Origin of the sequence: Bradyrhizobium sp., assembly GCF_017881085.1 — a bacterium.
In the GTDB taxonomy this organism is placed as follows: domain Bacteria; phylum Pseudomonadota; class Alphaproteobacteria; order Rhizobiales; family Xanthobacteraceae; genus Bradyrhizobium.
This window is the reverse complement of record NZ_JADGRI010000147.1, coordinates 1-12,343: the sequence shown is the minus strand read 5'-3', so window position 1 is coordinate 12,343 and position 12,343 is coordinate 1. Positions and strand designations below refer to the sequence as shown.

Sequence of the window (12,343 nt, the reverse complement as noted above, 5' to 3'; positions counted from 1 at the left end):
AATGTGCTCACGAGGTGAAAGGTTCCCTGAATGCTGATGCCCAGCCCTAGCGCATTCGCCTGTTAGGCGCCTTTGATGCGCCCTCAAAGACGCCGGATACCCGGCACAATGGAAGGCGACATAATAATTGTTTCGGCCAGGAATAGACAGCGCAGTTTCCTGCCTCAACAAACGCGTCATCTTCCTCGAATACCGCAGCGAAAAGAACTGTGGTGATGACCAGTTTTGTACAGTGCGACGTGAGCAGTTTGGCTCAGATCTCACTTTCAACCGTGGGAGGGTCGTATGCACACCAAGGACGCTCTTGCTTCCGCGCTACGCGACGCAGGACTGCCACTCATGGCCTCAAGAGCCGCTGAGGGCTATTATCACGACTACCTTTCTCCACTCGCGATGCCTGAAAAGACACTTTGCGAAGAACTGACAACGGTCGGCACGCGGGCCGCTCTTGAGCTTTGCGAACGCGTGAAGCAGGGAGACTATGAAGCCAGCGAAGAGGAAGAAGAAGCGTGGGCGTCGAGTCCCGACGGTCTCGCGGCCATGCAGGCGCTTGCCGCAAAATTCAACAAGAAGCGAGCCTGACGACATCTTCTAAGCCCTTTGCCAGGCCGCAGACGTGCCATGGCAGACATGCGCGAAGATTGAGGCGATAGCGAGCGACCGCGTCCGCCGAAGCTTGCAGAGCGAAGGCGGATGGCGCGAGCGATAGTTGGTCTCCTGTTCGGGACAACCACGCTGGGTGTCGCGAAGCGCTCATCCCGTCGCACTCGCTATCCGTGTCTGGCGGGCTTTTTGTGCCCGGACCGGCAAATCAGTGATTTGCCTGTCCAGCCCCCTTTGCAAAAATATTCTGGTTTTCCGAAGACGCAAATCACTTCTATATCCCCCGCCGTCCCGTCCCACAGAGGGGCGGCTCGCGATCGTCACGGACGCGGGGCGGGATGCGGTGGACGCTTTCAGCGCGCTTGACGAACAGCGCTGACGCGGACGGCGAAGTCGTGTGGTCCTGACACCCCGACGCTGGTGTCAAGTTCGCGGAGTGATCCGTGGGCGACGGTGGCAAGAAAGCCCGGTCACCGGGGAGAGCGCGTTATAAGCCGTAAACCATTGCGCGGGGAATGCCGGGTGATTCCGGTGTGACCTGACTAACGCGTGTGCGTTCTACCACTATCGTTGCACACGCGGCTATCGGGCGCATCGGGCGCCCGGCATTCCCTGCGCCCTCTGAATGAGAGGGCAAGGAAATTGGTGGCAAAGCTCGGGCAAATTGCGCTGCGAGATCGCGAAGCTGTGTCTGGAATCGAAATGTTTGACGCAAAACATATGCTCGTCATGCCGTGGGCTTGACCCGGGCATCCATCAATCTTCGCAAGAACTTTTTTGGAAGAAGATGGATTGCCGGGTTAAGCCCGGCAATGACGGCGTGAGTTGACGGCCGCTGTTTGAAACCGAATCCCTCAAACTTCCCTTCGGCTCAAGAACGCCAGCCGCTCGAACAGATGCACGTCCTGCTCGTTCTTCAACAGCGCGCCGTGCAGCGGCGGGATCAGCTTGCGCGGATCGCGCTCCCGCAGCATTTCCGGCGTCATCTCCTCGTTGAGCAGCAGCTTCAACCAGTCCAGGAGTTCCGAGGTCGACGGCTTCTTCTTCAAGCCCGGTACTTCGCGCACCTCGAAGAAGATCCGCAAGGCTTCTTCCACCAGGCGCTTCTTGATGCCGGGAAAATGCACCTCGACGATCCGGTTCATGGTGTCGATGTCGGGAAACTTGATGTAATGGAAGAAGCAGCGGCGCAGGAACGCGTCCGGCAACTCCTTCTCGTTGTTCGAGGTGATCATCACGATCGGGCGCAGGCTCGCCTTGATGTTCTCGCCGGTCTCGTAGACGAAGAACTCCATGCGATCGAGCTCGAGCAGCAGATCGTTGGGAAATTCGATGTCGGCCTTGTCGATTTCGTCGATCAGCAGCACCGGGCGCTTTTCGTGGGTGAAGGCCTCCCACAATTTGCCGCGCTTGATGTAGTTGCTGATGTCGGAAACCTTGGAATCGCCGAGCTGGCTGTCGCGCAGGCGCGACACCGCGTCGTATTCGTAAAGGCCCTGCTGCGCCTTGGTGGTGGACTTGATGTGCCAGGTCAGAAGCGGCGCGCCGAGCGCCTTGGCGACTTCCTCGGCCAGCACGGTCTTGCCGGTGCCGGGCTCGCCCTTGATCAGCAGCGGGCGCTCGAGCACGATCGAGGCGTTGACCGCGATCTTGAGGTCATCGGTGGCGACGTAGTCCTTGGTGCCGGTGAATTTCATGGAGTCTTTGCCTTGTTGCTTGTTCTTGAGCGCGGACACGCGCCGTTGCCTGGACGAGAAACCGCTTCCTGTGTGATGGGTGCGGGGATGAAGGGCGCTGTCACACGCGTTTGATCAGCGACAGGATGACGAGCACGATCACCGCGCCGATGGTGGCATTGATGATATCGTGAAACGCGCTGCCGCCGAGACTGACGCCCAGCTGCGGCAAGATCCAGCTCGCGACCAGCGCGCCGATAATGCCGACCACGATATTGCCGATCAGCCCGAAACCGGCGCCGCGCACGATCAGGCCGGCCAGCCAGCCGGCGATCGCGCCGATCACGATGACAGCTAAAATGCCCATTTATAACGCCCCGCCAAAAAGCCCTGTTGGCTCAATTCTAGTTGAAAAACCCTGCAGGTCTAGGCCTCTCTGCCCTTGACGTTCGCGGTATGGCGGGCAATCTGTGATCCATGTTCCTGCAATTCTTCACAGCGCTGCGCGACGCCCAGGTCCCGGTCACCTTGCGTGAATATCTGACGCTGATGGAGGCGCTCGACGCCGACCTCGCCGAGCAGACGGTGGAGAATTTCTACTATCTGTCGCGCGCGGCCCTGGTAAAGGACGAGCGCAATCTCGACAAGTTCGATCGCGTGTTCGGCACCGTGTTCAAGGGGCTGGAAAGCCTGCTCGACGCCATGGAGAAGGCGGATATTCCCGCCGAATGGCTGAAGAAGTTGGCCGAAAAATATCTCACCGAGGAAGAGAAGAAGCAGATCGAGGCGTTGGGCTGGGACAAGCTCATGGAGACGTTGCGGCAGCGCTTGAAGGAGCAGAAGGGCCGGCACCAGGGCGGCAACAAGTGGATAGGCACGGCAGGCACCTCGCCGTTCGGCGCGGAAGGCTATAATCCCGAGGGCATCCGCATCGGCCAAGAGAAGAACCGCAACAACCGCGCGGTGAAGGTGTGGGACCGCCGCGAGTTCAGGGATCTCGACGGCAATGTCGAACTCGGCATCCGCAACATCAAGATCGCGCTGAGACGTCTGCGCAAATTTGCCCGCACCGGCGCGCCCGACGAACTCGATCTCGACACCACGATCAAGGAGACCGCCAACCACGGCTATCTCGACGTGCATATGCGGCCCGAGCGGCGCAACGCGGTCAAGGTATTGGTGTTCTTCGATATCGGCGGCTCCATGGATTCGCATATCGAGCAGGTCGAGGAATTGTTCTCGGCGGCTAAGAGCGAATTCAAGCACATGGAATATTTCTACTTCCACAACTGCCTCTATGAAGGCGTCTGGAAGCAGAACAAGCGGCGCTTCACCAACCGCACCCCGACCTGGGACGTGCTGCACAAATATCCGCACGACTACAAGGTGGTATTCGTCGGCGACGCCTCGATGAGCCCTTACGAGATCATGGTGCCCGGCGGCTCGGTCGAGCATGTCAACGAGGAAGCCGGCTCGGTCTGGCTCGAGCGCATCACCCGCACCTATCCGCACGCGGTGTGGCTCAATCCGGTGGCGCAGCGGCACTGGGACTATTCGGAATCCACCACCCTGATCCGCCGGCTGTTTTCGGAGCGCATGTTTCCGATCACGATCGAAGGCCTCGAAGGCGCGATGAAGGAACTGGTGCGGTAGTCATCGTCATTCGTCGCACCGCGCGGGTATGATGCAATTTGAGAGGTATGATAAAATGCCCCAGACCATTCACCGCGGCATCAAATCCCTGATCGACGAGGCCAATGCCGAGATCGAAACCGTCAGCGCCGTCGACGCCATCAAGATCGCGCATAACGACGACGTCGTGATCGTCGACATCCGCGATCCCCGCGAAATCGAGCGCGAGGGGAAAATACCGGGGGCGTTCTCCTGCACCCGCGGCATGCTGGAATTCTGGATCGATCCGGCGAGCCCCTATGCCAAGCCGATTTTCCAGCAGGACAAGAAGTTCATCTTCCATTGCGCCGGCGGCATGCGCTCGGCGCTGGCGGCGAAAACCGCGCAGGACATGGGGCTGAAGCCGGTCGCGCATATGGGCGGCGGTTTTGCCGCCTGGCGCGATGCCGGCGGTCCGATCGAGAAGTGGGAGCCGAAGAAGCCGAAGGGGTGAAGTTCGTCACACGCGGGCTTGACCCGTGTGTCCATCCCTTCCCGAAGACATTTTCTTCAAGCGCGATGGATTGCCGGGTCAAGCCGGGCAATGACGAGAATGGAAACGCCCGGAGTATTGCAGCCCATGACATCACCAACCGACGACCCGCTCGTCACCACCGACTGGCTCGCCGCCCGTCTCGACGATCCCAAGATCAAGATCATCGACGCGTCCTTCAAATTGCCCGGCGTGCTGCCGCTGCCGGTCGAAGATTATCTCACCGGCCATATTCCGGGCGCGGTGTTTTTCGACGTCGACGCCATCGCCGATCACGATGATCCGCGGCCGCATATGTATCCGACTGCCGAACAGTTCGCGCGGGACGTCTCGGCGCTCGGCATTTCCAATGGCGACACCGTGGTGGCCTATGATTCCGGCGGCTGGGTCGCTGCCCCCCGGGCGTGGTGGATGTTCCTGTCGTTCGGGCACCCGAACGTGCGGGTACTCGATGGCGGTTTGAAGAAATGGCTGCGCGAAGGGCGCCCAACGCATTCCGGCAAGGTTACGGCGAGGCCCGGGAAATTCCTCGCGAAATTCGATTCGAGCTATGTGCGCAGCCAGCAGCAATTGGTCGGCAACCTGACGACGCACGCCGAACAATTGGTCGACGCGCGGCCGCGTCCGCGTTTCGAGGGCGCCGCGGCCGAGCCGCGGCCCGGCCTGCGCGGCGGCCACATCCCCGGCAGCCGCAACGTGCCCTATGCCGAATTGTTCGACGCCGCGACTGGCGCGATGAAGCCGCTCGAGGAATTGCGCAAAGCCTTTACCGCCGCCGGCGTCGACATGACAAAGCCGATCGTGACCACCTGCGGCTCCGGCGTTTCCGCGCTGGTGCTGACGCTCGCGCTGTATCGGCTCGGCGTGCGCGGCAGCGCACTTTACGACGGCTCGTGGTCCGAATGGGGCCTGCCCGACGGACCGCAGGTCGCGACCGGGCCAGCCTGATTAGCGCGTATTCCGCAAAAGTGGGCACCGGTTTGCGATCAGAATACGCGCAACTCAGATGTTCAGCGGCTGCGCATCGGCGCCGCGGCGGCCGGCTGCGCGAATTGTTGAAACGGGTTGATCGCCTGCTGCTGCGCCGCCAGCCGCGCCAGCCGCGCTGCGCGCGCCGCCATCCGGCGGCGATGGGCCGCCCGCCGTGCCCGCAACTGCTTCTTGACCACGCTTGGGTCGGGCTTGGCGTTGACGGCCGTCACCGGCGGCTTTGCCTCAACGGTGATGGATGGACTGTCCAGCATGGCGGTTTTCGTCGGGGCGCTGTCGACCAGCGGCGAAGCCGGCGCGCTCGCTGGTGAAGACGCCGCCGCTTCAACGTCCGTTGCGGCCGGGACAGCTTGATTCGCGGTGGGCGAGCCCGGCTCCGGTGCAGCCCGGTCAATTGATGCGACCTGGGCTGCGCTGCTGGACGCCGCCGCTGCGATCTTTGCGACATCGGAAGCCGGTACATCGCTAGGCGGCGCGGCTGCCTGGCTCGGGGCCGGACTTTCCAAGGCCGACATGTCGGAATTTGCGGCGGCTGGCTGTTTCAGTGCGGCGATCGTCTCGGGCTCGGCTGGTGGCGGAGCGGTCCCCGCCTGCTCGGGCGGAACTGGAATTGCGGGAATATTGGCCGCGGAAGTGTTGCCCGATGCCTGTTGTTCCGTAGCCGACGTCCCGACCCGCAGCATCGCGAGCACGGGTCTCGTGGGTTCAACCTGCTGCACGAACGTGGCCTCGGGGGCGGCGTGCCAGGAGGGGTTGGTGGCGAACTGCTCGTGGGCGGCGCGCAGCAGCGCTGCCGCGCCGAGCCCGAAGACCAGTATCGACATGGAAAGGAAGGTCGCGGCGAGCAAAAAACGGAAGCCGGGCAGCATGGACAGCGAATTCCGCCTTCGCTTGAGGTTTGCGAAGGCCCTTGAGCCTCTGGGAACGCGGTGACCACTTAATCGGCCGCGGTCGCGACGCATCGGACACCGCCCAGCGCGCTGCGAATCAGGCTGGTTCGAGGATACCGCAAGGTTGACCGCGGCGTTGGTTACAATTCGGTGGAATTATGCCGCGTGGCGCGCCGGAAGACAGTTTCTTCGGCCGGTGAGGCTTGATTGCAACGGTGCTGCTTGCTGATCACAATATGCCGAATCTGGCGCCATCCAGCCGGATTTGTCTTGAATGCGCCGCTATCTTCAGCCATCTGCCGTTAACCGCCCGGTGTCGGCTGGGGACTATACAAGAGCGATGATGAGCAAAAGCATTCTGACGATTTGTGCTGTCCTGATGGCAGGCGCGGCGGGAACCTCGCTCGCGCTGGCGCAGGGTTATCCGGTTTCCCCGCCCGGTGCGGTCTATACGACTGCGCCGCAGCCTTATCCGCCCGGCGGTTATCCGGCCGACTATCGCCGCGGCCCCGGGCCCGGCGCGCCTGATTTCGATTCGCTGGAAGACGACGAGGCGCCGGACGCACAGAGTTCGACCGCGCTACGGCCGCCCGGTCCGGTGCTTTCGCCGGATGACCCGCGTTACGCGCACCCCGAAGGCGCCCGGCCGATCTATACCGATCGCGGCGTGTCCTTGGGGCCGGTGATGTCGCCGGATGATCCGCGCTATGGCCGCCCCGCCGGCGCCCCGCCGGTCTATACCGATCGCGGCGCCCCTGCGGGCCCGATCATGTCGCCTGACGACCCGCGTTACGGCCGGCCCAGCGGTCCGCCGGCGGTGATCTATTCGGACCGGGCTCCCGGACCCGGCAATCCCAATGACGAGCGCGCCATGCGTCCGCCCGAGGTTATCGCGGCGCCTGGCGCTGCTCCGGCTCCGAACAGCGTCACAGGTTCAGTGCAGCCGGCGCCGATTGGGGCCGACGGCAGGCCGATGGTGCTGTCCGCGCTGCCGCCGGATGAACAGCCGGAGGCGGCTCCCGTGGAACTCGCGCCCAACCTGCACCGGCAGGAAGTTGCGTTCGCCACCAAGGAGCCGGCGGGAACGCTGATCGTCGATACCCCGAACACCTATCTCTATTACGTGCTGGGCGGTGGACGCGCGATCCGCTACGGCGTCCGCGTCGGCCGCGACGGCTTCACCTGGACCGGCGTCCAGAAAATCACCCGTAAAGCCGAGTGGCCGGATTGGCATCCGCCGTCGGAAATGATCGATCGTCAGCCCTATTTGCCGCGCTTCATGGCCGGCGGCCCCGGCAACCCCCTGGGCGCGCGCGCGATGTATCTCGGCAATACGGTGTACCGCATCCACGGCACCAACCAGCCCTCGACCATTGGCAAGTTCGTCTCGTCGGGCTGCATCGGCATGCTGAACGAGGACGTCTCGGACCTGTTCGATCGCGTCAAGGTCGGCACCCGCGTGGTCGTGCTGCCCGGCGGCGCGCCGCCGGCCTCGACCACGACCGCCTCGGCGGCACCGATCCCCGGACCCAACGCCGGGCCGGTTGCCGGCACGCAGCCGACCGTGGTGCCGCCGCTGCCCGCGCCGGTGACGGTGCGCTAAAGTCAGCAACCAAAAGAAGATCATCGTCAAAAAGGCCCGCTGGAGCGGGCCTTTTTTATTCGTCATGGCGAGCAAACCGGCAGGCGCAATGACGCTGACATGCGCTTGAAGGATTAAGCCAATCTTCGCGGCGGCTCGCCGCCCTTGATCCAGACGTCGATGCCCTCGACCATCTGGCTGTAATGGGCGCGGAAACCCTCCTCGGTGGTGTAGCCGAGGTGCGGCGTCAGCACGAGGTTGTCGAGTTTGCGGAAGGGATGATCCACCGGCAGCGGCTCGACCGAGAACACATCGACCGCGGCGCCGGCGATCTTGCGCGCTTTCAAGGTCTCCAGCAGTGCTGCTTCGTCGACGATCGGCCCTCGCGCGGTGTTGACGAGGTAGCTGGTCGGCTTCATGCGCGCGAGGTCGGCCGCTCCCACCAGGCCGCGCGAACGCTGGCTCAGCACCACGTGGACGGTGACGATGTCGGCGGTCGCGAATAGCTCTTCCTTGCTTGCGTAGCCGACGCCGATTTCCCTGCATCGCTCCGCTGTCAGGTTCGGGCTCCAGGCGATCACGTTCATGCCGAACGCCTTTGCGAGCCCCGATACCTTGGCGCCCAACTTGCCGAGCCCGACCACCCCCAGCGTCCTGCCCTCGATCTCGATGCCGATGAATTTCTGCCAAGACTCGCCGGCATGCATGCGTGCACTCTCGCGGCCGATATTGCGGGTCAATTCCAGGATCAGGCCCATGGTCAGGGAGGCGGTTGGGTCGCGGCCCCATTGCGTTCCGCATACCGCCACCTTGTGGTCCTTGGCGGCCTCCAGGTCGAACGCGGCGTTGCGCATGCCCGAGGTGATCAGAAGTTTCAGCTTGGGGAGGGCCGCGAACAACGCCCGCGGAAACGGCGTGCGCTCGCGCATCGCGCAGACGATCTCGAAATCCGCAAGTGCGGCAGCCGCGGCTTCGGTGGAAGCAAAGGGCTCGGTGAACGCTTTGACGTCGACGCGATCGCTGATCTTTGACCAGTCCGCCATCCGCAATGTCAGATCCATATAGTCGTCGAGAATTGCACAGCGCAGCTGCGTCATGGGAAGGTCCGTCTCAGCGATGATGACGGCCGGAAACTGCCGTCCAGGAAGCAGCTATGGTCGCGCGCAATTTGTAAACGCGCAAGCGGCCGCGGCCCAAAAAGCGCCCGCGGCTCGAAAAAGCGCATGCGTCTTAGGAAGCGCTCGGGAAAAGCCGTCGGCTGTTATGAATGCGCCGGCGACCTGGCCGCCTTGGCGGCCCGGATTTCGACGGCCATCGATTGCACCGTGGGTGACAACGCCTTGTGCTTGGCGCGCCAGGCTGGGCCCGGACCGCGCATATAGTGCAGTTCCGGCCGATAGGGGTCGAATGCCCTGAGGAAGAACTGGCGCCAAAAGCCCCGGATTGCGGGTTCGCGTTTGCCGGAGGAAAGGGAGTCTGACGTGATGGTTGTCATGACGCGGCCCGCTGTTTTCGCCTGCGACTTCTGTCGCCGGGAACGCCTTTTGAGACGTCGAGAGCCAGTTTTGGGCCGATTTGTTAAAAGAAGGTTTCAATTGTCCTGATCCGGCGCCGGCATGGTATCAACCCCGTAATGATCCGTGGTGAACGGATGGAAAACGCCGGCCTGCGGTTGCCCTTTGGGGGCCGCGCCGCTACATCAGCGGCAGCAAATTTCCATAAAACCTCTCGATTTCAGGGATCTCGATGGCGCGCCAGTTCGTCTATTTCATGAAGGGTCTGTCCAAGACCTACCCGCCCAGCCGCAAGGTGCTCGATAACGTCCATCTTTCGTTTTACCCGGATGCCAAGATCGGCGTGCTCGGCGTCAACGGCTCCGGCAAGTCGACGCTGCTGCGGATCATGGCCGGTATCGACAAGGAGTACAGCGGCGAGGCCTGGGTCGCCGAGGGTGCCCGGGTCGGCTACCTCGAACAGGAGCCGCAGCTCGATCCCGCCAAATCCGTGCGCGACAACGTCATGCTGGGCGTCGCCAAGCAGAAGGCGATCCTGGATCGGTACAACGAACTGGCGATGAACTATTCCGAGGAAACCGCCGACGAGATGACCAAACTGCAAGACCAGATCGAGTCCGCGGGGCTTTGGGATCTCGACAGCAAGGTCGATCAGGCGATGGATGCTTTGCGCTGCCCGCCCGACGATGCCGACGTGACAAAACTCTCCGGTGGCGAACGCCGCCGCGTCGCCTTGTGCAAATTGCTGCTCGACCAGCCGGACCTGCTGCTGCTGGACGAGCCGACCAACCATCTCGACGCCGAGTCGGTGTCCTGGCTGGAAGGCCATCTGCGCAACTATCCCGGCGCGATACTGATCGTCACCCATGACCGCTATTTCCTCGACAACGTCACGAGCTGGATTCTCGAACTCGACCGCGGCAAGGGCATTCCCTACGAGGGCAATTACTCGTCCTGGCTGGTGCAGAAGCAGAAGCGGCTGGAGCAGGAGGGCCGCGAAGACGCCGCGCATCAGCGCACGCTGGCGCGCGAGCAGGAGTGGATCGCGGCCTCGCCGAAGGCGCGCCAGGCCAAGTCCAAGGCGCGTTACCAGCGCTACGAGGATTTGCTGAAGCAGGCCAGCGAGAAGCAGACCCAGACCGCGCAGATCACGATACCCGTCGCCGAGCGGCTCGGTCAGAACGTGATCGATTTCGAGGGCCTGACCAAAGGATATGGCGACCGGCTCTTGATCGACAATCTCACCTTCAAGCTGCCGCCGGGCGGCATCGTCGGCGTGATCGGCCCGAACGGCGCCGGCAAGACCACGCTGTTCCGGATGATCACCGGGCAGGAGAAGCCGGACAAGGGCACCATCACGGTCGGCGAGAGCGTGCATCTCGGCTATGTCGACCAGTCGCGCGACTCGCTCGACGGCAAGAAGAGCGTGTGGGAGGAAATTTCCGGCGGCAACGAACTCATTCTCCTCGGCAAGCGCGAGGTCAATTCGCGAGGCTACTGCTCGTCGTTCAATTTCAAGGGCGCCGACCAGCAGAAGAAGGTCGGCGCGCTGTCGGGCGGCGAGCGCAACCGCGTGCATCTCGCCAAGATGCTGAAATCAGGCGCCAACGTGTTGCTGCTCGACGAGCCCACCAACGACCTCGACGTCGATACCCTGCGTGCGCTCGAAGAGGCGCTGGAGGATTTCGCCGGCTGCGCCGTGATCATCAGCCATGACCGCTGGTTCCTCGACCGCATCGCCACCCACATGCTGGCCTTCGAAGGCGACAGCCATGTGGAATGGTTCGAAGGCAATTTCCAGGATTACGAGAAGGACAAGATGCGAAGGCTAGGGCAGGATTCCGTCATCCCGCATCGCCTGAAATACAAGAAGCTGACGCGGTGAGTTGATATGAGCCGGCTGGCGTTCGTGATCGCGGTGATCGCCGTCCTCGGTGGATCGTGTTCCGCTTTTGCCGCCGACGCAGACTTCACGCAGTTCATCGCCTCGCTGTGGCCGGATGCGCAGGCCTCGGGTGTCTCGCGCGCGACGTTCGACGCCGAGACACGCGGTCTCGAGCCCGATTACAAACTGCCCGACCTGATCCTGCCCGGACGTCCCGCGACCGGCGCGCCGTCGCAGGCCGAATTCGTGCAGGTGCCGGCCGATTATGTGAAGGAAGCCAGCATCGGACGGCTGGCGGAAGAGGGGCGGCGGCTCCTGCAGAAATATCGCCCTTCGCTGACCGCGATCGAAGCCCGCTTCGGCGTACCCGCCACTATCGTGCTTGCGATCTGGGGCCGTGAAACCGATTACGGCCGCTACACGCTGCCTTATGACGAGGTGCGCGTGCTGGCGACGCAGGCCTATGTGGGCCGGCGCAAGGATAAGTATCGCAACGAGTTCATCCTGGCGTTGAAGATGATCGGCGACGGCGAGGTGACGCGCAAGGATCTGCGCGCATCGTGGGCCGGCGCTACCGGGCTCACGCAATTCCTGCCGTCGGAATTCTATCAGCACGGCGTCGATTTCGACGGCGACGGCCGCAAGGACATCTGGCATTCGGTGCCGGACGCGCTGGCCTCGGCCGCGCAGCAGCTCGTCAACAAGGGTTGGCAGAAGGGGGTGCGCTGGGCCTATGAGGTGAAGGCGCCGGCCGATGTCGATTGCACCATGGGCGTGCCGGAAGTGACAAAACCGATCGGCGATTGGCTGCGCGCCGGTTTTGTCCCGGTGCGCGGAGAACAGCTCAGCGCGGCCGAGCAGGCGCAGCCGGCGTCGCTGCTGCAGCCCGAGGGCATCTACGGCCCGGCATTCCTGACGACGAAGAATTATTTCGTGATCAAGGAATATAATTTTTCGGATCTCTATGTGCTGTTCGTCGGTCACCTCGCCGATCGCATGCTGAGCCCGCTTGCCTTCGCGACGCCGTGGTCGGCGTCGA

12 protein-coding genes are annotated in these 12,343 nt (G+C 62.9%); 7 read left to right on the top strand and 5 right to left on the bottom strand.

Annotation, left to right across the window (positions count from 1 at the left end):
• Positions 1–285 precede the first annotated feature (285 nt).
• Positions 286–582, top strand: coding sequence for a hypothetical protein (locus QZ213_RS15375; RefSeq protein ID WP_291686939.1), 297 nt, complete (start codon positions 286–288; stop codon positions 580–582).
• Between the two features lie 875 nt (positions 583–1,457).
• Here the strand turns inward: QZ213_RS15375 and QZ213_RS15370 are convergent.
• Together QZ213_RS15370 and QZ213_RS15365 are read right to left on the bottom strand one after the other, a co-directional pair.
• Positions 1,458–2,300 (bottom strand): MoxR family ATPase, encoded by an 843-nt coding sequence (locus QZ213_RS15370; protein WP_291686938.1) that lies wholly within the window; start codon positions 2,298–2,300, stop codon positions 1,458–1,460.
• Between the two features lie 100 nt (positions 2,301–2,400).
• A complete protein-coding gene (locus tag QZ213_RS15365) occupies positions 2,401–2,646 on the bottom strand; it encodes a GlsB/YeaQ/YmgE family stress response membrane protein (protein WP_291686937.1) in 246 nt (81 codons plus the stop codon).
• A 110-nt stretch (positions 2,647–2,756) separates the two neighbouring features.
• Here QZ213_RS15365 and QZ213_RS15360 point away from each other — a divergent pair, with 110 nt between their 5' ends.
• The 3 genes from QZ213_RS15360 (at position 2,757) to sseA (ending at position 5,391) form a co-directional block, all read left to right on the top strand.
• Positions 2,757–3,932 (top strand): VWA domain-containing protein, encoded by a 1,176-nt coding sequence (locus QZ213_RS15360; protein WP_291686936.1) that lies wholly within the window; start codon positions 2,757–2,759, stop codon positions 3,930–3,932.
• 55 nt (positions 3,933–3,987) lie between these two features.
• Positions 3,988–4,404, top strand: a complete 417-nt coding sequence (locus QZ213_RS15355) for a rhodanese-like domain-containing protein (RefSeq protein WP_291686935.1) — start codon at positions 3,988–3,990, stop codon at positions 4,402–4,404.
• 126 nt (positions 4,405–4,530) lie between these two features.
• Entirely contained in the window at positions 4,531–5,391 is an 861-nt protein-coding gene (gene sseA, locus QZ213_RS15350) for a 3-mercaptopyruvate sulfurtransferase (protein WP_291686934.1), read from the top strand.
• Between the two features lie 62 nt (positions 5,392–5,453).
• Here the strand turns inward: sseA and QZ213_RS15345 are convergent, their stop codons facing one another.
• Entirely contained in the window at positions 5,454–6,302 is an 849-nt protein-coding gene (locus QZ213_RS15345; RefSeq protein ID WP_291686933.1) for a hypothetical protein, read from the bottom strand.
• Positions 6,303–6,663: 361 nt separating this feature from the next.
• Between QZ213_RS15345 and QZ213_RS15340 the strand changes: the two genes are divergently transcribed.
• Complete coding sequence (locus QZ213_RS15340; RefSeq protein ID WP_291686932.1) at positions 6,664–7,926, top strand: L,D-transpeptidase; 1,263 nt, start codon at positions 6,664–6,666, stop codon at positions 7,924–7,926.
• Between the two features lie 113 nt (positions 7,927–8,039).
• Here the strand turns inward: QZ213_RS15340 and QZ213_RS15335 are convergent, their stop codons facing one another.
• Positions 8,040–9,002 carry a D-2-hydroxyacid dehydrogenase family protein gene (locus tag QZ213_RS15335; protein ID WP_291686931.1) on the bottom strand — a complete coding sequence of 321 codons (963 nt, stop codon included), beginning with the start codon at positions 9,000–9,002 and terminating at the stop codon, positions 8,040–8,042.
• Positions 9,003–9,166: 164 nt separating this feature from the next.
• Entirely contained in the window at positions 9,167–9,400 is a 234-nt protein-coding gene (locus QZ213_RS15330; protein ID WP_291686930.1) for a hypothetical protein, read from the bottom strand.
• Between the two features lie 251 nt (positions 9,401–9,651).
• On the opposite strand from QZ213_RS15330, the gene ettA reads away from it, so the two are divergent.
• Complete coding sequence (gene ettA, locus QZ213_RS15325; RefSeq protein ID WP_291686929.1) at positions 9,652–11,304, top strand: energy-dependent translational throttle protein EttA; 1,653 nt, start codon at positions 9,652–9,654, stop codon at positions 11,302–11,304.
• A gap of 6 nt (positions 11,305–11,310) precedes the next feature.
• The coding region (locus QZ213_RS15320; RefSeq protein ID WP_291686928.1) for a lytic murein transglycosylase at positions 11,311–12,343 on the top strand (1,033 nt) is incomplete at its 3' end.